Origin of the sequence: Ensifer sp. B1-9 (assembly GCF_050474445.1) — a bacterium.
Taxonomy (GTDB): Bacteria; Pseudomonadota; Alphaproteobacteria; order Rhizobiales; family Rhizobiaceae; genus Ensifer.
The window spans coordinates 248941-269334 of record NZ_JBCHVG010000011.1 but is presented as its reverse complement, the minus strand read 5'-3'; the positions used below and the strand labels follow the sequence as shown (position 1 = coordinate 269334).

Here is a 20394-nt window from a genome sequence, read left to right as displayed (position 1 = left end):
GGCCGCCTGGCGCCTGGTCCTTTGCACGCCGCCGCTTGCCTCCGATGGCCACTACCGGGCAAGCGGCGATGACCGCCTAACTCTTACGGTTGTGACGGGACGCTCCGTTATCCGATTGGGCGACAAGACATAAATCCCGGTCACATGATAACAATGGCGCTTTGGAGGGTGCCATGTTCTGCCTGCGTGGTGCCGCACTCATCGCGTTTTGCGCCGTGACCTACGGTCCGACCATCGCCGCCGAACCCGTCGGCCAGGCGGTGCAGATCCGGACGGCGGTCAGCGGCGCGCGTGGTCCGATCGCGGTCAAGGACCCGGTCTACAAGGACGAGCGGATTTCGACGTCGAAATCCGGTCTCGGCCAATTCGTCTTCCAGGATGGCACCAAGCTTGCGGTCGGCTGGGGCTCGTCCGTGGTCATCGACAAGTTCGTCTATGACGATGCCAAGTCGGTGAAGAAGCTGACGATCATGGCCGCCAAGGGCACCTTCCGCTGGATCAGCGGCAAATCCGGCCATTCGGCCTATGAAATCGTCACGCCGGCCGGGACGATCGGCGTGCGTGGCACCGCCTTCGATTTTTATGTCGGCCGCGACGGCACCACCGCCGTCGTGCTTTTGAGCGGCGCTGCCAATTTCTGTGGCCCCGGCGGCTGCCGGCAATTGACGCAGCGCTGCGACTGCGTCGTCGCCAAGCCCGGCGGCGGCATCAGCGATCCGAAAAGAGTCAGCCGCAATACATTGAAATCACTGGGCAACGCGCAAGCTTTGCCTTTCCTCTCCGGTGGGCAACGACTGTCCGGAGCGCTGGGCTGGGCGGGGGGCGGCTGCAGCCTGGCGGCGGCGATCCAGGAGGATCTCGAACGCCAGCCGCTGACTGTGAAGCCCCCCGCCGTCGAGCAAGAAAAGCCGCGTAAGCCGCTGATACCCGGGACGCAGCGCCAGGAACAGAGGCAGCGGCAGGAACAGAACGGACAGCGTCAACGGCAGCGGCAGGAGCAGCGCCAGGAACAGGAACAAGGCCAGGGCAGCCAGCGGCAGTCCCAATCGCAGCGGCAGGAGCAGGAGCAAGGACAGGGCCAGGGCACGCAGCGCCAGGAGCAGGAACAGCGGCAGGAACAGTCGCAGCAGGGCGGTGGAACCCAGCACCAGGAACAGAGCCAAAGCCAGAGCCAAAGCCAAAGCCAGAATTAGGTAATCGGCGAGCGCATGAGCCGCAGGCTGGATTGGCAGCGTCGAGAGTGTGGCAACAACGAACCGACAATAAATCAAAGGTTTGCCGAGATATCCGAGAGTCTGAGTCGAGGTCGCCTGGGTCGGATGGAAACCATCCGCGGCGCCGCGCCGTCGTTCACTCCGCCGGGCGCTTGGCGTCTTCGGCCGGTGTTTCGGCGAAATGCTCCGATCGGCGCGAGATCCGGGCGTAGAAACCGACCAGGCCCGGCGCCAGGGCGGCAGACTTCAGCTTTGCCGCATTGATGATGCCGCGGCTCGAGGTTGCGCGCGTTCGCAGGACCGTGACGAGCCGCTCGTGCAGGCGCCGCAATTCCGCGAAGGCGGGCGAGGCGGCAAGGCTTTCGTCTCCGGCCACCGCGAAGAGCCGGGTGCGTGTCGTCTTTCCCTTGAGGCCCAGGCTCCCCGCATCCAGCAGCGCGCAGGCCGACAATGCCTCGGCGGTCGCTTCCGACACGAGCACGTCGAAATTGACATCCTTGCAGGCCGCTTCGATGCGGGCGGCAATATTGACGGTGTCGCCGACCGCCGAATAGTTGAAGCGGGTTTCGGCGCCCATGTTGCCGACGCAGGCGAGCCCGGTATGGATGCCGATGCCGATGCGGACCTCGTGGCCGGCGCCGAAGCCAAAGGCGTCCTCGGCATTCAGCCGGGCCAGGGTCTCGCGCATGCCGAGAGCGGCGCGCAGCGCCTTCTGCGGATGGTCGACGACATCGACCGGCGCATTCCAGAAGGCCATGATGGAATCGCCGATGAACTTGTCGAGCGTGCCTTCATTGGCGAGCACATGGCGGCTGAGCGCATCGAGCAGCGTGTTGAGGAAGGTGACGACCTCGGTCGGCGTCATGCGTTCGCTCATCTCGGTGAAGCTGCGCACGTCGACGAACATCACCGTCAGCTCGCGGTCGTCGCCACCGAGGCTCAGCGCGTTGCGCGTGTGCTCGATGCGATAGAGCAGCGAGGGCGACAGATAGCGCCCGAAGGCCTGGCGGACCTCGCGCCGCTCGCGATCCGTCACCAGGAAGCGATAGGCGGTGGCGGAAAAATGGGTGATCGAGGCGGCGAGGATCGGCGCCAGCGGATCGAAGAGCAGTCCGCCATAATAGAAGGCCAGCCAGGAAGCGGCGAGCGCCAGCGCCGTGACCGCAAGGCCGCAGACGAGCGCCACCACGGGGCTGACGAAGGTGGTGAGCAGCACGAGCAACGTCCCGGCCAGCGCGATCGAGAGGATTTCGAGCCCGTCGGCCCAATCGGGCCGCGAGAGATAGCGGCCGGAGAGGATCTGCTCGACGATTTGGGCATGGATCGAGACGCCGGGCACGTTCTGGCCCAGCGCCGTGGTACGCACGTCCTGCAGCCCGGCAGCCGAGGTGCCGATGAAGACGATGCTGCCTTCGATCGCCGCGCGAACGTCCGGCGACGACGCGTCGTCCGTGAGGACGCGCCGGGCGGAGATGTAGCGCTCCGTCGTATCCGGCGTGACGTAGAGCCAGAGTTCGCCGGTCGAGGTGAGCGGCACGACGAAATCGCCGATCTTGACGGCGGTAAGGGTGTTGGCGACGTTGGGCGCTCCTGCGAGCACATAGGTCGAGGCGCCCTGCGCCACCCGCAGCGCTTCCAGGGCGAGGCTCGGATAGAATTGCTGCCCGTCGCTCAGGAACAGCGGCGCAGCGCGCACCACCGCGGAGGAGGAGCCGGGATTAAGGCTGATATGGCCGAGGCCGGCAGCGTTGGCTTCGAGCTGGGGCCGCAGCGGTGTGGCGGCATGCAGGCGCGGCGGCGCCTCGGCGGCACTTTCGCCGGTGAAGGCGAAACCGGCCTTGACCGGCGGCAGGTAGCTGCCCTCGTTGGTGAGGCCGAAGCCGAGCACGATCGGCTTGTCGAGAATCGCCTGGGCAAAGATCTCGTCATTGTCGGGCAGGGTCGCGACGAAGGATGGATCGACGCCGCCGACGTCCCGCACGACGGTGCGCGGCGACAGCCGGTCCGGCTCGGCGAAGAGCACGTCGAAGGCGATCGCCGCGGCACCCATTCCGGTCAGCCGGTCCGTCAGCTTGGCAAGCCGGTCGCGCGGCCACGGCCATTGGCCGAATTCGCGCAGCGAGGCCTCGTCGATGTCGATCACCTTGACGGGCATCGCCTCGAAGCTGCGCGGCGCGATGCGCTGGTATTCGTCGAAGGTGACGTCGCGCGCCTGGCGAAGAAGCTGCGGATCGTTGGCACGCAGGACCGTGAAGACTGCCACCACCGCAAGGCCGATGAGAACGCCGAACAGCTGGGCTCGTGTCATGGCGGCCTACGGGACGATCGGCAGGCCCGCCTTGAGGAGCCCATCGTTGAAATGTGCGTGGTCGGCGGGATTGGCATAAGCGGTGAAGAAACGCCAGTAGCGCGGTATGTCGCTCGGCGCGTTGGCAATCACTTCCGGAAAGAGTTTGCGAGCCTCCTCGACGCGGCCCAGTTGGCCGAGGCAGGTGATCACCACGACCAGGCTGAAATAGGTGCGGCGCAGCAGTAGCGCCCGTTCGGCGTGGTGCAGCGCTTCGTCATAGTTGCCGAGATGGTAGTGGGCGATCGCGATGCGGCTGAAAAAGAGATAGGTCAGTGGGTCGTGGGGGCTGAGCCTGAGCGCCGTATGCAACGGCTCGAGCGCCTCTGTGAAGCGGCCGACATAGATGCGTGCCCAGCCGAGTGCCATATGGGCGAGGGCAAAATTGGGGTTGAGATCGATCGCCTGTTGCGCTTCCGCGACCGCGGCATGCGGCCGCTGGGCGGCGAAGTTGGCGAGGCACATGACATAGTGGCAATAGGGATCGTGATCTTCCAGCACGACTGCACGCGCGGCTTCAGCCTGCATCTCGGCGCTGTCGCGGTCGATATCGTCGCTGAAGCCGAAATAGCAACGCGCGAAGAGCGAGCGGGCGAGCATCATATGGGCCCGGCCGAAATCGGGATCCAGGGCGATCGCGCGCCGCTGCCACTCGACGGCCTCGTTGAAATGCGCAGCGGAGTCCTGCGCATTGTGCAGCAACGTGCCGCGCATGTGGCATTCATAGGCGTCGAGGTTATCGCTGCCGCGTAAGAGGGCGCGGCGGTTTTCGCCAATCAGGATCTCCGGTTCGATCGCCGCGACGACATGTTGGGTGATCTCGTCCTGGATGGCGAAGAGGTCGGCGAATTCGCGCTCGTAACGGTGTGCCCAGAGATGGATGCCGGTTTCGGCCTCGATCAACTGTCCGGTGACGCGGACGCGCGAGCCTGCACGGCGCACGCTGCCTTCGACGATGTAGCGCACGCCGAGATCGCGGCCGATCTGTTTGACGTCGACGGCGCGACCCTTGTAGGCGAAGGAGGAATTGCGGGCGATGACGAAGAACCAGCGGTAGAGCGAAAGCGCCGTGATGATGTCCTCGGTCAGACCGTCGGCGAAGAAGTCCTGTTCGGGATCGCCGGACATGTTGACGAAGGGCAGCACGGCGATCGATGGCTTGTCGGGCAGGGCAAGCGGCATGCCGGACAGATCCGGTTTCATGGGATCCTCGTGCCAGTCGACGCGGTGCACGAGCACCGGGCGCGGTATGTTCTTCAGCGCGCGATCGCCAAGCCGGTGCACGGGAAATTCCAGTTTGCCGACGATCTGCTCGTGCAGCGCACCGGAGATGCAGATGTCGGTCGGCTGCGCGACCTGCTGCAGCCGCGCCGCCACGTTGACGCCGTCGCCGAGCAGGTTGCCGCCGTCAACCACAACGTCGCCAAGATTGAGGCCAATGCGGAACTGCATGCGCCGTTCAGGCGCGAGATCGGCGTTTCGCCGCTCCAGATTGCGCTGGATCGCTACTGCCGCTCGGACCGCTTGCACGGCGCTCTGGAACTCGGCGACCAGGCTGTCGCCGGCCGCGCCGAAGATGCGACCCCCATGCTCGTTCACGAGGCGCGAGATCGTCGCGCTGTAGGTGGCAAGCGTTGCTAGCGCGCCTTCCTCGTCGGCCGCGACAAGGCGACTGTAACCAGCGACATCGGCAGCAAGGATTACGGCGAGCTTCCGTTCCAAGAGGGCAGCCCCTCCCGCGGCATCTTGTCAGAAGAAAGATGAGCGTAACTTAAATTAGAAAAGCCGAGAAGTATAAATCACCCCGATTTGTGTCCATTGCTGGGCCGGAGGCGCAAAAAGCAACCCATGGGGCTTCTACGGCAGATTGTGTCCGGCGGAGCCTCTGGGCGTGGAGATTGTGCAAGTTTCGCATTTCAGCAACCGTGACGGCTACCTTTCGGCAGCGCGGGCGGCCGAAACCGCCCGCGAGGGTGGTGCCACGATCGCCGCGTTGGCCCAGGCGTCCCTGGCCGGCGCGGCCGATCCTATCCGCAGCGGAGCGTGACCGCTGTCGAGCCGGCAGCCGCGCTTCAGGCAGCGATCAATGCCAACGCCAACCAGCGATATCACCTTATCCGGCTAATGATTTGCGGAATTTGAGAGCGCCGCAGCGATCCTTGCGCGTCTTTTAGGACGGACTGCGCTATAGCATGCCGGCATCATGACCCTGATTCGACCCACACGTGAAGAAGACGCGGCCCTGCTGCCCGACATAGAGCGATCCTCCGGTGAGGTGTTCCGGACGATCCCCGATCTTGCCTGGATCGCCGACGACGACGTGCAATCGGCCGAGGCGCATCGTGAATTCCTGCGCACCGGGCTTTCGGTCGTGGCGGTCGATGCCGATGACCGGCCGATCGCCTTTCTATGCGCCGGCGTTACCGGAGATGCCATGCATATCTGGCAGCTTGCCGTCACCGCCGAGTGCCAGGGGCAGGGGCTCGGGCGCAGCTTGATGCTGGCTGCGATCGCGCATGCGCGCGTGACTGCGCTCGCCGCGGTGACCCTGACCACGTTCCGCGATCTTCCCTGGAACGAACTCTTCTACCGCAAGCTCGGCTTCGCGACACTGGCCGCAGACGAACTCGATGTCCGGCTCGCGCAGATCCTGGCGAATGAGGCAGCACACGGCTTGCCGCCGGAGCGGCGTTGCGCCATGCGGCTTGCGCTAGGACATGCACCGGCGGTCCGGAAAGCCGGGCACTGAAAAGGCCGGGTTTCGTGGCTTGCGGAGACGCTACCGCCGGACGGCGACGACCTGGCCGCGCGCGAACTGCGAGACCCTGACGCCGCCGGACTGATTGCCGCCGATCAACTGAGCCGTCGACTTCGAAAGCGCGGACAGGACGCCGACGTGGTAGCCGCGGCCGGTTCGCACGACGACGATATCGCCGGCTCGCGCATAGGCGAGCTTGACCGGCGCGCCGAAATGCAGCCACGAGCGGGCAAAACCGAAGCTTTGGGGCGGGTTGCGTCCGGCCTTGCGGGCAACCATGCCCATGAAATGGCCGCACCAGGGGGTCCGTGCCGGGTTGATGCCGAGCGCTGCGCGAAGGGTCTTGTTGTTCTTGATCTCGTGCAGGCCTTTGTATTGCTGCGCCTGGGCAAGCATGCCGGCGCTGGCAAGAGTGGGCGGAAGGAGCGCGACATAGGCAGCCGCAAGTAACGCCAGGACCTTCATGGTCAGGTCTCCTTGACAAGTTGCTGGGTGCGAACGGTCGGGGCGGCCTGGCGAACGCCGGCATGGCACCCGGTTGCTCAACTGTTTCCAATGTTCCCTTGGGAAATTTCGGCGGACATGCGCGTGCCCAGCGTCTGATACGCAGCATCGGCGTGTCGGCGAACCGCGCTCAACGCGGAGCCAACTTCACGGCAACCGCCGTTTCGAAGTGTGGTATTCCCCTGCCTGTCCGTCGGACAGTCGAGCGACATTGCGCATGCGCCAGTACAAAATTGTGGCAAAACCCGTAAAAATATGGGGCAGGGGTTGCTATTTTCCGGAAAAAGTGCCGATCCGCTGTCGATTCGCCACTCTGGCCAGCCGAAAGATGTCATTTCGGCAGTCTCTATGACATGTTGCCTTTGGCCGCAACCGATCGAAGGGCATGCGGCAATTGAAGGTGCTGCTTTGCGCGTCCAGCAAGACGCGCGGCGCCGCAGGGCATCGCGTGCCGGTGTAAGGTTTCGGGGACTTGCATCCGCACGGGACGACGGCGCATGTTCGGCCCATGATTCGCAAGCCGAGGTTCTCGATGTCCTTCACCCTGTCTCCGGCCTATCTCTGGCCAGTCCTTCTGCTCCTGCTTTCCAACGTCTTCATGACCTTTGCCTGGTACGGGCATCTGAAATACACGTCGTCACCGCTCTACATGGCGATCGTGGCAAGCTGGGGCATCGCCTTCTTCGAATATTGCCTGGCGGTTCCGGCCAACCGTATCGGCGATCAGGTCTATTCAGCGGCGCAGTTGAAGACGATGCAGGAGGTGATCACGCTCCTGGTCTTCGCCGCCTTTTCGGTGTTCTGGCTGAAAGAGTCGATCGGCTGGAACCATCTCGTCGGTTTCGCCCTGATCGCGGCCGGCGCTTCCTTCATCTTCAAGGGCTGAAGGCGCCAATCACTGCGGCGTCCGAACGGCCGCAAAAGAAAAAAGGCAGGGCACGGGGCCCTGCCTTCCACTGCATAGCGGCTGGACCGTTACGATCCGGTGCTAGACCATCGACGCCACGACCGGCGCCAGATGCGGCCAGACCTCGACGGAGCCGCGATAGATCATGTCGAGCGCGACATAGAGGATGATTGCCAGGCCGACATAGGCGATCCAGTGATAACGGTTGAGCAGCCGGGCAATGAAACCGGCGGCAACGCCCATCATCGCGATCGAAAGTATCAGGCCGACGACGAGGATCGTCGGATGTTCGCGGGCAGCGCCGGCGACGGCGAGCACGTTGTCAAGCGACATCGACACGTCGGCGACAACGATCTGGATGGCCGCCTGCATGAAAGTCTTCTTCGGCGTGTCGCTCGCTTCACCGCTTTCGCCGGCGGCGTTGGCTGCCTGCTGCTCACGGATTTCGCGCCACATCTTCCAGCAGACCCAGAGAAGCAGGATGCCGCCGGCCAGCAGCAGGCCGATGATCTCGAGGAGTTGCACGGTAACGCTGGCGAGCGCCACGCGCAGCACGGTTGCCGCGATGATGCCGACGAGGATGACCTTCTTGCGCTGCGCCGTCGGTAGCCCGGCCGCAGCAAGGCCGATGACGACGGCGTTGTCGCCGGCGAGAACGAGGTCGATGACGATGACTTGCAGAAGCGCTGCCAGACCGGCAGCGGTAAAGATTTCCATGATGCGACAGTCCCCCGACGTGCCATGATGCGATTCAAATATGCCTAACGGATAAAGCACCGCCTCGCCCTGGGATCAAGGGCCGAGGCGCGCGGCTGGCGGAAAACCTTCGCAGCCGCTCAGATCGCCGTCTCAATCGAGCAGGTCGAAGGCTCGATACATCCACAGGAGCTGATAGGCGACGGCGACGACGACGAAAGCGGCATGAAAGCGCCGGTTCGGCGTCCAGGCGGCGGCTATGCAGCAGAGGATATAGGCGGCGTTGCGGGCGGGGTATTCGAGACCGTAGGAGGCAAAATACTGTTTGCCCTTCAGCGCGGTATCGACGAGGTCGACGGCGAAGGCGAGTGCCAGGAAGGCGAAGAACCAGGCCCGTCGCGACATGAAATAGTGTTCGTAGTCGCTGTAGTCATCGAGCGTCGTCGGGAACAGCATCACGCAGAGGAAGAAGAAGACGCAGCAATAGAGGATGACGAACAGGTAGACGCTGACGTCGATCACGGCCAGCGAATGCAGGTGGAACTCCCACCACCAGAAATGCACCAGGAAGACGAACATGAACAGGACCCAGCCGAGGTGGATCCAGTAGACGCGCGTCTTGCCGGGATGCTGTACGAAGAGCGCCAGCCCGCTGAGAAGTCTCGCCAGGCTCAGGCTGACGATCATGCCCATGACGGTGCGGATATGCGGGAAGATTTCCGGATTGGTCGGAACCGGATCCAAGGCGGCCGCTCCTATTCCTCCGGCGGTACCGGCTTCGGCTTGCCGTGCTCGTCGAGCGCGACCATGACGAAGATCGCGTCGGTCACCTTTTCCATGAGATGCGAGAGATAGCGCTGCGCCCAGGCCTCGACCTTGAGGGTCATGGAAGTGCGGCCGACCTTCACCACATCCGTATAGATGCAGAGCGTGTCGCCGATCTTGACCGGCAGGGCAAAGGCCATTTCCTTGACCGCCGCGGTCACCACGCGGCCGCGGGCGCGTTCCGCGGCGCGAATGCCGCAGGAAAGGTCCATCTGCGCCATCACCCAGCCGCCGAAGATATCGCCGGCCGCATTGGCGTCGGCGGGCATGGCGAGCGTGCGCAAGGTCAGTTCGCCGGTCGGTTTGGTCTGTTCGGTCATGCCGCCTGTCTCCCTGTTGGATGGAAGATGTAACCCGAGCGCACTTCCGGAGGGAAGACCGGTGCCGCACAATTGCCGGCGGTGTCCTGCCACACCGTCATATTAGACTTTCGCATGGGCTGATTGAGGATCGTCAATTTTGGGGATCGGTTGTTAGGGGCTTTGCAAAGACCTCCCTCTATTCTGCAGGCTCTTGGAGGGCCATCGGCGAAGCCGGTGGTGCCAGGATCCGAAGGGGCGGCGCGGGGAGCGCCGAAGGGGCAGGGGATTGGCAATGAAGAAATTCAGGATCTCGGCGCGTCTCTACGCGCTGGTGGTGTTTGCGCTTTTGACCATGGCAGCGGCGCTGACCTTTGGTCTGTTCCAGGCGCAAGACAAGCTCGTCGGCGAACGCAAGGCGATGCTTTCGGCAATGAACGAGAACGCGATCGCGGTGTTCGACGCCTATTACAAGCAGGAACAGGCCGGCACGCTTTCCCGCGAAGAGGCGCAGAAGCGCGCGCTCGAGGCGATCAAGGCGATGCGCTACCAGGGGAGCGGCTACTTCTGGATCAACGACATGCATCCGACGATGGTGATGCACCCGATCAAGCCGGAGATGGACGGAACGGATCTTACGGGCAACAAGGACGCCAACGGCAAGCATCTCTTCGTCGAGTTCGTGAAGACGGTGGAAAAGAGCGGCCAGGGTTTCGTCGACTATTATTGGCCGAAGCCGGGCGCCGACGAGCCGGTGCTGAAATACTCGCACGTGGCCGGCTTCAAGCCCTGGGGCTGGGTGGTCGGCACCGGCGTTTATGCCGACGATCTGGCGGCGATGTTCCGCGAGCGGGCATGGCAGGCCGCCGGCATCCTCGCCGCCGCCGCTCTTGCCATTCTGATGGCGGCACTTGCGATCGTGCGCAGCGTCGTCAAACCGGTCGAGAAGCTGAAGGCCTCGATGCGGGCGATTGCCGATGAGGACCTTTCGTCCGAGGTGCCGGAGACCGACCGCGGCGACGAGATCGGCCAGATGGCCAAGGTGCTGGTGGTGCTGCGCGATTCCGTCCGCGAACGGCTGGAACTGCTCTCGCGCGAAGCCGAGCAGCAGGAGCGGCTCGATTCCGAGCGCCGCGGCAACGAGCAGCGCCAGCGGGCAACGGCGGAAGCGCAGGCGGACGCGATGGAGACCGTCGGTGCCGCGCTTGAGCTTCTCGCGAGCGGCGACCTGACCGCCGAGATCGGCCCTATCGCGCCCGAATACGGCAAGCTGAGAGAGGACTTCAACACGGCCGTCGCAGCGCTTCGGGATGTCATCGGTTCCATCTCGCACTCGACCGAGATCGTCACGGACAGCGCCGGCGACATTTCGGAAGCGGCGAACAATCTCTCGCGCCGGACGGAGCAGCAGGCGGCCGCGCTCGAAGAGACCGCTGCAGCCCTGGATGAGATCACCTCGACGGTCCGCCACGCAGCCGAACGGGCGAACGAGGCGCGCGACATGGTCAACGAGACCAAGGCGAGTGCGGCGAAATCCGGCGGCATCGTGCGCAACGCCATCGATGCCATGGGGCGGATCGAGGGGTCGTCCGGCCGGATCGGCCAGATCATCGGCGTGATCGACGAGATCGCCTTCCAGACGAACCTGCTGGCGCTCAATGCCGGCGTGGAGGCGGCGCGGGCCGGCGAGGCGGGCCGTGGCTTTGCCGTTGTCGCGCAGGAAGTGCGCGAACTCGCGCAGCGCTCCGCGGGAGCCGCCAAGGAGATCAAGGACCTGATCGGCGCGTCGGTGCGCGAGGTCGGGGCCGGAGTCGAACTGGTTCGCTCGACGGGCGAAGCGCTGTCGGAGATCGAAACCCTGGTCAACCGGGTCAACGAGCAGGTGGCCTCGATTGCGACCGCCGCCCGTGAGCAGGCGACCGGGTTGCAGGAGGTCAACGTCGCGGTCAACAGCATGGACCAGATGACCCAGCAGAACGCGGCGATGGTCGAGGAAACGACGGCTGCAAGCCAGACGCTGGCCGCCGAGAGCCGGGAACTGAAGTCATTGCTGGCGAAGTTCCGGCTGCGGTCCTCGGCATCGCCTTCGGCCTACGGCCGCGCCGCCTAAGCACGACAGCCGAGCGTTGAGCAAGACCCGCGTGGCATGCCGCGCGGGCTTTGTCTTGATTGCAAGGCGGCGGGCTCCTCCCACCATCCTGCTCGGGGTCAACCGAGCATCCGCGCTGAGTCCGAAGCCCCCGAGCGAGAACGCATCAACTGCGCCGTTGGCCCAGCGTAGCTGGTCCTCGGGTCAAGCCCGCGGAGGACGAAAGAGATGCCGCGCTGTGGCGCCCAACTGGGTTTGGCCCCTGGAACACGGCGGGGCCGGCGCGCCCGGCATGCGTTCGATTGCCGTGCAAAGCGGGATGCTCGGCCTTGACCTTACGATAGCCGCGGATAGATACGCGAAATGCGCGAGGTGTTTGACGGGGCGTCGCTCCGGTTGCCTACCGCTTCTTTAGAGGGGATATCCATGGTACTTCTCAAAGGCCTTCTGACGCGCCCGGTCGCCGCGCTGATGCTGGCGCTCGGGGTTCTCTCCGCCTGTACCGTCGTCGGCGACGAGCCGCGCCCGGGCCCGCGGCCGATCCGTCCGCAGGTTTGCACGATGGAATACGCGCCGGTTTGCGGTGAGCGCGGCAATCGCCTGCGTAGCTTCCCGAACGCCTGCCAGGCCCGCGCCGACGGCTTCAACGTCGTCCATCGCGGCGAGTGCCGCCCGGACAACCGTCCGCCGGCGCGGCCGCCGCAGGCCTGCACGATGGAGTACATGCCGGTCTGCGGCCAGCGCGGCCGCAACACGCGGACCTTCCCCAATGCCTGCCAGGCGCGTTCTGAGGGCTTCCAGGTGATCGGCCGCGGCGAATGCCGTCGCGGCGACGATCGCCCGTCGGAAGGGCAGTTCTGCACCCGCGAATTCGCCCCGGTCTGCGGCCAGCGCGGCGGTCGCATGGAAACCTTCCCGAATGCCTGCGAGGCCGGCGGTGCGGGCTTTCGGGTGGTGCATCGCGGTGAATGCCGCTGACATCCCGGGGATAGATCGCTGAAAACTCGAAGCCCGCGTCTGACGAAGACGCGGGCTTCTTGTTGTCTGCCGTCGGCCGGAGCGGAGCGCCTTACACCCTCGTTTACGGGTGTCGGCCGCAAGGCTTCGTTTACCGTATTTGAATAAAATGCTTCCGAAATCAGGTCTTTCGGCTGTGTGCCCGGTTTGCGACACAGGCGAAAGGCAGCAATTCGAAGTGCTGCAGCGAGCATTGCGTGCCGGTTGGCGCGCCGCTGCAGGGGCGGCGGGGTGATGATGGCGATCTTTCTTGATCGCCCTAGGGAAGGCGCAGTTCGGTATGGCGTTTGTTACTCGTCTCCATCGCCCGCTGACGGCACTCGTTCTGTCGCTATCGCTCGTCGCCTGTTCGACCGACGACGCGCTTTCGCCACCCGGCCGCATCGATGGCGGCTCGCGGGTCGGTTCGATCGGCCCGCTCCCGGTCGATGCAGTGCCGCAAGAAGAGGTCGCCGCCTATCCTGCCGCAACATCCGCTTCGACCGGCAACGGCGATCCCGACTATGTTGCTCCCGTACGGGCGGCGCCTCAGCAAACGCGGCGCACGCTACCGATGATCGATAGCGACGAAGCGGTTTCCTCCGGCGCCCAGCCGGCGAATGCGGGCTCGACGGCCATTCCCGATGAAGGTGTCAACATGGATGCCATGCTCGGTGTCGAGCAACCGGTCGTCGGCCTGGCGGAAGAGCAGAGCAATGAGATCGCCGAGGGCAATGCCAGCCAGCCGGTGGTCGGCGGTATCGGTGAAGACAACGTACGCCAGCTCGGCGGAGCGTCCGGAGCCGCACCTCCTGCCGAAGCCAACCTCGGCTACGATCCGGACCTGCCGCCGCTCTCACCCGAGAGGATCGCCGCGGAAGAGGCACAACGCGCAAGGGCGATGGAAGAGCAGCGCGCCATGCAGCGAGCCCAGGAGCCGCAGCAGGTCGCCTTCCTGCCGCGCGTGCGCAATCCGATGGCGGCGCCGGATTACACCGGCGAAATGCCGGCTTCGGAGATCGCCTGCCGCCAGCGCCTGAAGAAGCTCGGCGTCGTCTTCCGCGACATTCCGCGCATCAGCGACGGACCGTCCTGCGGTATCGACTATCCGATCGAGCTCAGCGGTCTCTCGGGCAATATCGGCGTGAAGCCGGCGGTCAAGCTCAATTGCGAGGTGACGGAAGCCTTCGCCAAGTGGGTGAAATACGAACTCGCGCCATCGTCCCGCTATCGCTATTGGTCAGGCGTCAAGACCATCAAGCCGCTCGGTGGTTATTCCTGCCGCACGATGAATTCGCGCCGCGGCAACCCGATGTCCGAACACGCGCGCGGCAACGCCATCGACGTCGGCAAGTTCGTCTTGAAAAACGGCAAGGAAATCGATGTCCGCAAGAAGGGCTTCTTCGCCTTCCGCGAACGCGGGCTCCTGAAGGCCGTGCGCTCCGATAGCTGCAAATATTTCAACACCGTGCTCGGCCCGGGCAGCGATCCCTTCCACAAGGACCATTTCCACTTCGATCTCAGGACGCGCAAGACCGGTTATCGTCACTGCGACTGACGTCGGCGCCACGCGCGGAAATAAGAGGCCGGCGGGGAGGCCGGCCCAACGACCGGAGCAAAAAAGGGGGAGGCTCCGGCCTGCAAATCACGAGCGCAAATCAAAGGGCGATATCGCGCCGCGCGAGCAAATTGCTCGAAGAGCATCACCGTTTCGTGACAGGGGAACGGGATAGGCGACGATTCATTGGCAGATATTTCGCCGGATAACGGTCGAAGCTTGCCTTCGCGCCGGCGGCGAACCGGCGTCGAAGCACCAGTATCCGGTGTGCAGGCCGTCGACCCCGAGGCGTCATCGCAGGTTCCTGTTTGCGGTCACTATACCACAAGTTTTATGGCCGCCCGAAATCGTCTGGACGGTTGCCCCAAATATGGCGTTTTCCCCTTTGCCGGGGTCGCGTTGTAACGATCTGAATTTTCTATATGATTTGACAGTCAACGGACAGGTGTCCGGTACTAGCGATGGTAACGTGCCTTTTGTTTCGTCTGGTTAACCAATAAGTAATACGATATTATACTATTTGATATAACAATCATGGATAGTGGTCCGGCAAACCACAGCAAGCATTGGGGCTCCACTCACTCCTAGGGCAACGACAGGAGGAAGCAATGGGAACTGTTATGCAATTTCCGGGGGTGCGCGCGGATATGGCCGCGCATGCCGCCGAAGTTTCGAAAATCCTGAGAACCCTCGCCAACCGAAATCGACTGTTGATCGTGAGCGCCTTGCTGGAGGGCGAGCACTCGGTGGCGGCGCTCGAAGAAAGCCTGAGCATTCGCCAGCCGACCCTCTCGCAGCAATTGACGGTGCTGCGCGATGCCGGCATTGTCTCGACGCGTCGGCAGGCCAAGCAGGTGTTTTATCGGCTGAGCCACGACAAGGTGGCGCGTCTGGTCGGCGCGCTCTATCAGATCTTCTGTCGGGATGGTTCCAGGACATGAACGAATACGGGAATGCGCTGGCGGGCGGGCTGTTGATCGGCCTTTCCGCAGCGATCCTGATGGTGGCCAATGGCCGTGTGGCCGGGATTAGCGGTATCGCCGGACGCCTGCTGCAGGGGGTGCAGGCCCCCATCGGCGCATTGTTCGTGCTGGGGCTGATGGCAGGACCGCCGCTCTTTCGTCTCGTCTTCGGCGCCTGGCCCGGGGTGACGGTCACGTCATCCTGGCCGCTGCTGGTGGCCGGCGGGCTGCTGGTCGGCTTCGGCTCCCGCATGGGCTCCGGCTGCACCAGCGGCCATGGCGTCGTCGGGCTTGCAAGGCTGTCGCGGCGTTCGATGGCGGCGGTCGCCACCTTCATGGGCGCGGCGATCGTCACGGTCTTCGTCATGGGCCTGGTCGGATGAACGGTGCAGTTTTCCGCCTTGCGGCGACGCTCGTCTCCGGCCTCGTGTTCGGTTTTGGTCTTTCGCTGTCGGGCATGCTCGATCCCGCGCGGGTGCGGGCGTTCCTGGATGTCACCGGCAATTGGAACCCGAGCCTCGCCTTCGTGCTCGGCGGCGCCGTTTCGGTTTCCGCGCTCGGTGTCCTGCTGACGCGCCGGCTCAAGCGGCCTTTGTTCGATGAAACCTTCCATTTGCCGGATAATCAGACCATCGACAGGCGACTGATTGGCGGCTCGGCAATCTTCGGCATCGGCTGGGGGCTGGTGGGGCTGTGCCCGGGCCCGGCGCTTGCCTCGCTGTCGCTCGGTCTGCCGGTGACGATGCTTTTCGTGGCGGCGATGGTTGCCGGGATGCTCATCCATGACCGGCTGGTGGCGCGCAGACCGTCTCGAATGGGCGGCGGCGCCGGGGCGGAGACCCGCCTGTCACAGCCGCATTGACAAAGCGTCACCTTGTTTTTTCCATAGGGCAGGCTGCAAATCGCGATCAATTGCCCCATATAGGCGAAACCTGCCGACTTCGCCTCCCGCATCCGGATAAGCTTTCATGGCGCCCATCGTTTCCGTTTCCAATCTGTCGAAGACCTATGCCTCGGGGTTCCAGGCGCTGAAGGGCGTCAGCCTCGATATCGAGGAGGGCGAGATCCTGGCGCTGCTCGGGCCGAACGGCGCCGGAAAGACGACGCTGATCTCGATCATCTGCGGCATCGTCAATCCGAGCGGCGGAACGGTGACGGTCGGCGGCCATGATGTGGTGAGCGAGTTTCGCAAGACGCGGGCGATGATCGGGCTCGTGCCCCAGGAACTGACCACCGACGCCTTCGAGACGGTGTGGAACACGGTCTCCTTCTCCCGCGGCCTGCACGGCAAGAAGCCGAACCCGGCCCATATCGAGAAGGTGCTGAAGGATCTGTCGCTGTGGGACAAGAAGGACAACATGCTGCGTGAGCTCTCCGGCGGCATGAAGCGGCGCGTGCTGATTGCCAAGGCGCTGTCGCACGAACCGCGCGTGCTCTTCCTCGACGAGCCGACGGCCGGCGTCGACGTCAACCTGCGCAAGAGCATGTGGGACGTTGTCGAGCGGCTGCGCGCCTCCGGCGTCACCATCATCCTGACGACGCATTACATCGAAGAGGCGGAGGAAATCGCCGACCGCATCGGCGTCATCAACGGCGGCAAGATCCTGCTGGTCGAAGACAAGGTGGCGCTGATGTCGCAGCTCGGGCGCAAGCAGTTGCGGGTCGATCTCGCCAATCCGCTGGATGACGTTCCCGAAACGCTGTCGAGCTACAACCTGACGCTCGAGGGCGACGGGCACTGTCTGATCTACGATTACGACACAAGCGCCGAACGCACCGGCATCACCGCGCTGCTGGCGGCCTTGGCCGAGGCCGGTATCCGGCTCAAGGACATTTCCACGCGGCAGAGTTCGCTGGAAGACATTTTCGTCGAAATCGTGAGGGCAGGGCGATGAACATCGAAGCGATCAAGTCGATCTATTTCTTCGAGATGGCCCGCACCCGGCGCACGCTGCTGCAGAGCGTGGTGTCGCCGGTCATCTCCACTTCGCTCTATTTCATCGTCTTCGGTGCGGCGATCGGCGGGCGCATCCAGCAGATCGACGGCGTTTCCTATGGGGCCTTCATCACCCCCGGGCTGATGATGCTGACGCTGTTGACGCAGTGCATCGGCAACGGCTCCTTCGGCATCTATTTCCCGAAATTCACCGGCACGATCTATGAGGTCCTGTCCTCGCCGGTCTCGATGGTCGAGATCGTGCTCGGCTATGTCGGCGCGGCAGCGACCAAGGGGATGATGATCGGGACGATCATCCTGCTAACGGCTTCGCTGTTCGTCGACCTGACGATCGCCCATCCGTTCGTGATGATTTTCTTCTTCGTGCTGACGGCGATTTCCTTCAGCCTGTTCGGCTTCATCATCGGCATCTGGGCCAAGGACTTCGAGCAGTTGAACCTGATCCCGATGCTGGTGATCCCGCCGCTCGTCTTCCTTGGCGGCAGCTTCTATTCGGTCAAGATGCTGCCGCCCTTCTGGCAGGCGGTCAGTCACTTCAACCCGGTGCTCTATCTGATCAGCGGCTTCCGCTGGAGCTTCTTCGAAGTTTCCGACGTCAACCCGATCTTCAGCGCCGCGATCATCCTCGTCTTCCTGACGGCCTGCATGTCGATCCTCGCCTGGATCTTCCGCACCGGCTACCGGCTCAGAAACTGACGGCCATCCGCTGTCAGAGTGCCGGCAGCGGCACGGCTCCACTCGCATAGGCGATGATGACGCTGGCAACGGCCATCGCAAGCAGCGCCTGAAGGATCGTCACGACGACTTGGAGAAGCGACCGCATCGCGGAAAGCCCGAGGTCCGCCATGAACCAGCGTGTCTCGGCGACGACATACCAGCCGATCGAGACCACCACGAAGACGGCGCCGACGGGCGTGAAGGCGTTGTGCCCGGTCATCAGCAACTGGCCGCCGAGGCTGATCGCGAAAGCGAAGGGCGCGGTGACGTAGCACTGGCTGAAGAAGGGCGGGCGCAGCGTGTCGCGCGTCAGCTTGGCGCCCTTGTTGCGCAAGAGCTTCACCGCCATCAGCAAAGGCAGAATGCTGAAGGCGACGGCCCGAAACATCAGCAGGTTGGAGTCGGAGGCAAGCAGCGACGTCGCGGTCCAGGGAGCAGCCTGCCTGACGAGGCCGAGTTCCATTCCGTGTGCCAAGAGCAGTGTGATCAGCAGAAAGAGCGGTGGGCTCAGCGCGTCCGAATATTGCTCCGGCAGATCGTCGCCGAGCTCGACGTCGGCGTAGCGCATCATGGCCTGCGGATGGCGGAGCGTGCGCCACATGGTCAGCGGATAGAAAAGCAGCCAGCAGACGAGCTCGTAGAGAAGCTCTTCGATCGACTTCAGCAGTCGCATGAAATCCATGAGGCGCCCCTCGCATCAGTGGTTTCGTCTCTTGGCCCGACGATCGGCGCCTTTGAACAGTCCTCCGCCGTGCGTTCTGCACCAGCGACGCTCTAGTCGCGCAGGCGCAGCTCGTCGGTGCGCATCTGTAGCATCTCGAGCGTCGACAGGAAGCTCATGCCGAGCAGGCTCTGGTCGAGCCGCCCCTTGGCGGCGACCGTTGCGCCGATGTTGCGACGGGTGATCGGGCCGACGGAGATTTCCTCGAGCATGACGGGTGCTGCCTGCGCTCGGCCATTGGCCGTCAGGACGGTGACGATATAGCTGAGGTTTTCCGGATCGAGGCCGATGCGCTCGGCATCCTCGTAGGTCAGCGCGATGCTGCTGGCGCCCGTATCGACCAGCATGCTGATGTCCTTGCCGTTGACGGTCACGCCGGTCTCGAAGTGCCCGTTCAGCATCTTGTGCAGCACCACTTCCTGCTGGCCCTCGCTGTCGGTGATGACGGTCGCGCGGCCGGGAACGAGGCCGGCGAGCAGGCGATTGCCGAAACCCTGCAGTTCGAAGCGGTAGACATAGGCCGAGACGAGGGCGAGCGTGATGAGGAGCCAAATAGCGACCTGGCGCAGCCCTTCGCCGAAGCGGCGACGGCTTTGCAGAATGCCGGCGCCGATCAGCGTGGCGATGGCGCCCAGCGACACCAATTGGCCGAAATCTTCATTGGCAAGGCCCATGGTGCGGCCCGCATCGTGGTTGACGATCAGCAGAATGAGACCGATGGCCAGGATCGAGAGCAGAATGGCGAGACGGGTCATGCTTGGCCGCGTTCCCTCGCCAGGCGGCTGCGGCGGGTTTCGCGCCGGGGCTTGCGTTCGACGGTCTCGAGCCGGTCGGGCAATGTCGTCATGATCGCGCGGCGTTCGGCGTCGGTGTAGAGCGTCCAGCGGCCGATTTCATCCCGCGTTCGGCCGCAGCCGAAACAGTAGCCGGTCTTGTCATCGATCGAACAGACGAGAATGCAGGGAGATTCCATGGCCTTGCTCTATTTTTCCCTGAATATATCGATGTTTCAGACCGTCAGCGCAAGGGTGCCGAGCACCGCGATTTCGGTGAGTTGCTGCGTCGCGCCGATCGTGTCGCCCGTATGTCCGCCGATCTTGCGCGTCGCGACCCGGCCGAACCCTTTGACGGCGACGAAGAAGGTGGCAATCGTCGCGATCAAGCCAAGGGCCGGGACCTTGGCGAAATAGAAAAGCAGCATGGCTGCAATCAGTCCGGAGCCGAGAGCAACGCGCGTGGCGGCCGGGTCCGGTACCCCGGCGGAAGCCGCAACGCCGCCGCTGCGGGCTGGCGGCAGGCTTGACCAGTGCCAGACCATGGCGGCGCGGCTGAGCGCCGCGGCGCCAAGGATCGCCATGCCGGCGCCGAGCGGCGTGAAGAGCGGCAGGATCGAGGCCAGCGCCGAAACGCGCAAGCCAAAGGAGAGAATGAGCGCGACGGCGCCATAGGTGCCGACCCGGCTGTCCTTCATGATATCTAGTGCTGCGTCGCGGTCGCGACCGCCGCCAAAGCCGTCGGCCGTATCACCGAGCCCATCCTCATGCAGCGCCCCGGTCAGCAGCGCCTGGAGAGCGATGACGACGAAGGCGGCAAAAAGCGAACCGACCTGCAGCGCGTTCATCGCGCTGGCAGCGGCAGCGGAGGGCAGGACGATCACGATGCCGGCAAGGGGAAAGGCGCGCACGGCCCGGTTCAGCCGTCCGTCGTATCCGACGAAATGACGTCCCGGCATGGGAATGCGGCTCAGGAAGCCGATCGAGCGCGCCACGTCGTCACAGAAATCGCCCACAAAGCCCATGGCCCCTCCAAAGATCTACCCCCCAGCCGCATCGCAGATGTCACGG

General features: G+C 64.1%; 22 protein-coding genes. 12 read left to right on the top strand and 10 right to left on the bottom strand.

The window, feature by feature from the left end; all coding sequences use genetic code 11:
• Positions 1-173 precede the first annotated feature (173 nt).
• Positions 174-1193 carry a FecR family protein gene (locus ACQ5BM_RS21875; RefSeq protein WP_429815812.1) on the top strand — a complete coding sequence of 340 codons (1020 nt, stop codon included), beginning with the start codon at positions 174-176 and terminating at the stop codon, positions 1191-1193.
• 157 nt (positions 1194-1350) lie between these two features.
• On the opposite strand, the gene ACQ5BM_RS21870 is transcribed toward ACQ5BM_RS21875, so the two are convergent.
• The gene (locus ACQ5BM_RS21870) at positions 1351-3522 is read right to left on the bottom strand and encodes a CHASE2 domain-containing protein (protein WP_429815809.1); all 2172 of its coding nucleotides are present in this window, start codon (positions 3520-3522) and stop codon (positions 1351-1353) included.
• A gap of 6 nt (positions 3523-3528) precedes the next feature.
• Complete coding sequence (locus ACQ5BM_RS21865; protein WP_429815806.1) at positions 3529-5283, bottom strand: tetratricopeptide repeat protein; 1755 nt, start codon at positions 5281-5283, stop codon at positions 3529-3531.
• A gap of 169 nt (positions 5284-5452) precedes the next feature.
• On the opposite strand from ACQ5BM_RS21865, the gene ACQ5BM_RS21860 reads away from it, so the two are divergent.
• Entirely contained in the window at positions 5453-5608 is a 156-nt protein-coding gene (locus ACQ5BM_RS21860) for a hypothetical protein (protein ID WP_429815803.1), read from the top strand.
• 156 nt (positions 5609-5764) lie between these two features.
• The gene (locus ACQ5BM_RS21855) at positions 5765-6310 is read left to right on the top strand and encodes a GNAT family N-acetyltransferase (protein WP_429815800.1); all 546 of its coding nucleotides are present in this window, start codon (positions 5765-5767) and stop codon (positions 6308-6310) included.
• Positions 6311-6340: 30 nt separating this feature from the next.
• On the opposite strand, the gene ACQ5BM_RS21850 is transcribed toward ACQ5BM_RS21855, so the two are convergent.
• Positions 6341-6784: a TIGR02594 family protein gene (locus tag ACQ5BM_RS21850; protein ID WP_429815797.1), complete on the bottom strand. Its 444-nt coding sequence runs from the start codon at positions 6782-6784 to the stop codon at positions 6341-6343.
• A 571-nt stretch (positions 6785-7355) separates the two neighbouring features.
• Between ACQ5BM_RS21850 and ACQ5BM_RS21845 the strand changes: the two genes are divergently transcribed.
• Positions 7356-7709, top strand: coding sequence for a DMT family protein (locus tag ACQ5BM_RS21845; RefSeq protein WP_429815794.1), 354 nt, complete (start codon positions 7356-7358; stop codon positions 7707-7709).
• A gap of 102 nt (positions 7710-7811) precedes the next feature.
• Here the strand turns inward: ACQ5BM_RS21845 and ACQ5BM_RS21840 are convergent, their stop codons facing one another.
• From ACQ5BM_RS21840 to ACQ5BM_RS21830, 3 genes are all read right to left on the bottom strand, one after another.
• Complete coding sequence (locus tag ACQ5BM_RS21840) at positions 7812-8447, bottom strand: TerC family protein (RefSeq protein ID WP_429815791.1); 636 nt, start codon at positions 8445-8447, stop codon at positions 7812-7814.
• Positions 8448-8579: 132 nt separating this feature from the next.
• The gene (locus ACQ5BM_RS21835; protein ID WP_429815963.1) at positions 8580-9113 is read right to left on the bottom strand and encodes a hypothetical protein; all 534 of its coding nucleotides are present in this window, start codon (positions 9111-9113) and stop codon (positions 8580-8582) included.
• Between the two features lie 68 nt (positions 9114-9181).
• Positions 9182-9571, bottom strand: a complete 390-nt coding sequence (locus ACQ5BM_RS21830) for an acyl-CoA thioesterase (RefSeq protein WP_429815789.1) — start codon at positions 9569-9571, stop codon at positions 9182-9184.
• A 274-nt stretch (positions 9572-9845) separates the two neighbouring features.
• On the opposite strand from ACQ5BM_RS21830, the gene ACQ5BM_RS21825 reads away from it, so the two are divergent.
• From ACQ5BM_RS21825 to ACQ5BM_RS21790, 8 genes are all read left to right on the top strand, one after another.
• Complete coding sequence (locus tag ACQ5BM_RS21825; RefSeq protein WP_429815787.1) at positions 9846-11660, top strand: methyl-accepting chemotaxis protein; 1815 nt, start codon at positions 9846-9848, stop codon at positions 11658-11660.
• A 405-nt stretch (positions 11661-12065) separates the two neighbouring features.
• The gene (locus tag ACQ5BM_RS21820; RefSeq protein ID WP_429815785.1) at positions 12066-12617 is read left to right on the top strand and encodes a Kazal-type serine protease inhibitor family protein; all 552 of its coding nucleotides are present in this window, start codon (positions 12066-12068) and stop codon (positions 12615-12617) included.
• Positions 12618-12936: 319 nt separating this feature from the next.
• Positions 12937-14193, top strand: coding sequence for an extensin family protein (locus ACQ5BM_RS21815; RefSeq protein WP_429815782.1), 1257 nt, complete (start codon positions 12937-12939; stop codon positions 14191-14193).
• A 608-nt stretch (positions 14194-14801) separates the two neighbouring features.
• The gene (locus tag ACQ5BM_RS21810; protein ID WP_429815780.1) at positions 14802-15134 is read left to right on the top strand and encodes a metalloregulator ArsR/SmtB family transcription factor; all 333 of its coding nucleotides are present in this window, start codon (positions 14802-14804) and stop codon (positions 15132-15134) included.
• Entirely contained in the window at positions 15131-15538 is a 408-nt protein-coding gene (locus ACQ5BM_RS21805) for a YeeE/YedE family protein (RefSeq protein WP_429815777.1), read from the top strand. The genes ACQ5BM_RS21810 and ACQ5BM_RS21805 overlap by 4 nt, the downstream gene beginning before the upstream one ends.
• Entirely contained in the window at positions 15535-16017 is a 483-nt protein-coding gene (locus ACQ5BM_RS21800; protein WP_429815774.1) for a DUF6691 family protein, read from the top strand. Before ACQ5BM_RS21805 ends, ACQ5BM_RS21800 begins: the two co-directional genes overlap by 4 nt.
• Positions 16018-16123: 106 nt before the next feature.
• Entirely contained in the window at positions 16124-17050 is a 927-nt protein-coding gene (locus ACQ5BM_RS21795; RefSeq protein WP_429815772.1) for an ABC transporter ATP-binding protein, read from the top strand.
• A complete protein-coding gene (locus ACQ5BM_RS21790; protein WP_429815770.1) occupies positions 17047-17808 on the top strand; it encodes an ABC transporter permease in 762 nt (253 codons plus the stop codon). The genes ACQ5BM_RS21795 and ACQ5BM_RS21790 overlap by 4 nt, the downstream gene beginning before the upstream one ends.
• Positions 17809-17821: 13 nt before the next feature.
• Here the strand turns inward: ACQ5BM_RS21790 and ACQ5BM_RS21785 are convergent, their stop codons facing one another.
• The 4 genes from ACQ5BM_RS21785 to ACQ5BM_RS21770 all read right to left on the bottom strand — a co-directional run bounded on the left by ACQ5BM_RS21785 (position 17822) and on the right by ACQ5BM_RS21770 (position 20348).
• A complete protein-coding gene (locus tag ACQ5BM_RS21785) occupies positions 17822-18511 on the bottom strand; it encodes a permease (RefSeq protein WP_429815769.1) in 690 nt (229 codons plus the stop codon).
• Positions 18512-18603: 92 nt separating this feature from the next.
• Positions 18604-19305, bottom strand: coding sequence for a retropepsin-like aspartic protease family protein (locus ACQ5BM_RS21780; RefSeq protein ID WP_429815767.1), 702 nt, complete (start codon positions 19303-19305; stop codon positions 18604-18606).
• The gene (locus ACQ5BM_RS21775; RefSeq protein ID WP_429815765.1) at positions 19302-19523 is read right to left on the bottom strand and encodes a DUF1289 domain-containing protein; all 222 of its coding nucleotides are present in this window, start codon (positions 19521-19523) and stop codon (positions 19302-19304) included. Before ACQ5BM_RS21775 ends, ACQ5BM_RS21780 begins: the two co-directional genes overlap by 4 nt.
• Positions 19524-19559: 36 nt before the next feature.
• A complete protein-coding gene (locus tag ACQ5BM_RS21770; protein WP_429815763.1) occupies positions 19560-20348 on the bottom strand; it encodes an adenosylcobinamide-GDP ribazoletransferase in 789 nt (262 codons plus the stop codon).
• Positions 20349-20394 lie beyond the last annotated feature (46 nt).

What these genes read in the sequence shown, in the direction of transcription:
- ACQ5BM_RS21790 (WP_429815770.1), top strand. Translation starts at nt 17,047, where the DNA reads ATGAACATCGAAGCGATCAAGTCGATCTATTTCTTCGAGATGGCCCGC.
- ACQ5BM_RS21820 (WP_429815785.1), top strand. Translation starts at nt 12,066, where the DNA reads ATGGTACTTCTCAAAGGCCTTCTGACGCGCCCGGTCGCCGCGCTGATG.
- ACQ5BM_RS21855 (WP_429815800.1), top strand. Translation starts at nt 5,765, where the DNA reads ATGACCCTGATTCGACCCACACGTGAAGAAGACGCGGCCCTGCTGCCC.
- ACQ5BM_RS21870 (WP_429815809.1), bottom strand. Translation starts at nt 3,522, where the DNA reads ATGACACGAGCCCAGCTGTTCGGCGTTCTCATCGGCCTTGCGGTGGTG.
- ACQ5BM_RS21785 (WP_429815769.1), bottom strand. Translation starts at nt 18,511, where the DNA reads ATGGATTTCATGCGACTGCTGAAGTCGATCGAAGAGCTTCTCTACGAG.
- ACQ5BM_RS21780 (WP_429815767.1), bottom strand. Translation starts at nt 19,305, where the DNA reads ATGACCCGTCTCGCCATTCTGCTCTCGATCCTGGCCATCGGTCTCATT.
- ACQ5BM_RS21835 (WP_429815963.1), bottom strand. Translation starts at nt 9,113, where the DNA reads ATGATCGTCAGCCTGAGCCTGGCGAGACTTCTCAGCGGGCTGGCGCTC.
- ACQ5BM_RS21825 (WP_429815787.1), top strand. Translation starts at nt 9,846, where the DNA reads ATGAAGAAATTCAGGATCTCGGCGCGTCTCTACGCGCTGGTGGTGTTT.
- ACQ5BM_RS21830 (WP_429815789.1), bottom strand. Translation starts at nt 9,571, where the DNA reads ATGACCGAACAGACCAAACCGACCGGCGAACTGACCTTGCGCACGCTC.
- ACQ5BM_RS21815 (WP_429815782.1), top strand. Translation starts at nt 12,937, where the DNA reads ATGGCGTTTGTTACTCGTCTCCATCGCCCGCTGACGGCACTCGTTCTG.
- ACQ5BM_RS21795 (WP_429815772.1), top strand. Translation starts at nt 16,124, where the DNA reads ATGGCGCCCATCGTTTCCGTTTCCAATCTGTCGAAGACCTATGCCTCG.
- ACQ5BM_RS21875 (WP_429815812.1), top strand. Translation starts at nt 174, where the DNA reads ATGTTCTGCCTGCGTGGTGCCGCACTCATCGCGTTTTGCGCCGTGACC.
- ACQ5BM_RS21840 (WP_429815791.1), bottom strand. Translation starts at nt 8,447, where the DNA reads ATGGAAATCTTTACCGCTGCCGGTCTGGCAGCGCTTCTGCAAGTCATC.
- ACQ5BM_RS21805 (WP_429815777.1), top strand. Translation starts at nt 15,131, where the DNA reads ATGAACGAATACGGGAATGCGCTGGCGGGCGGGCTGTTGATCGGCCTT.
- ACQ5BM_RS21775 (WP_429815765.1), bottom strand. Translation starts at nt 19,523, where the DNA reads ATGGAATCTCCCTGCATTCTCGTCTGTTCGATCGATGACAAGACCGGC.
- ACQ5BM_RS21770 (WP_429815763.1), bottom strand. Translation starts at nt 20,348, where the DNA reads ATGGGCTTTGTGGGCGATTTCTGTGACGACGTGGCGCGCTCGATCGGC.
- ACQ5BM_RS21810 (WP_429815780.1), top strand. Translation starts at nt 14,802, where the DNA reads ATGGGAACTGTTATGCAATTTCCGGGGGTGCGCGCGGATATGGCCGCG.
- ACQ5BM_RS21845 (WP_429815794.1), top strand. Translation starts at nt 7,356, where the DNA reads ATGTCCTTCACCCTGTCTCCGGCCTATCTCTGGCCAGTCCTTCTGCTC.
- ACQ5BM_RS21850 (WP_429815797.1), bottom strand. Translation starts at nt 6,784, where the DNA reads ATGAAGGTCCTGGCGTTACTTGCGGCTGCCTATGTCGCGCTCCTTCCG.
- ACQ5BM_RS21800 (WP_429815774.1), top strand. Translation starts at nt 15,535, where the DNA reads ATGAACGGTGCAGTTTTCCGCCTTGCGGCGACGCTCGTCTCCGGCCTC.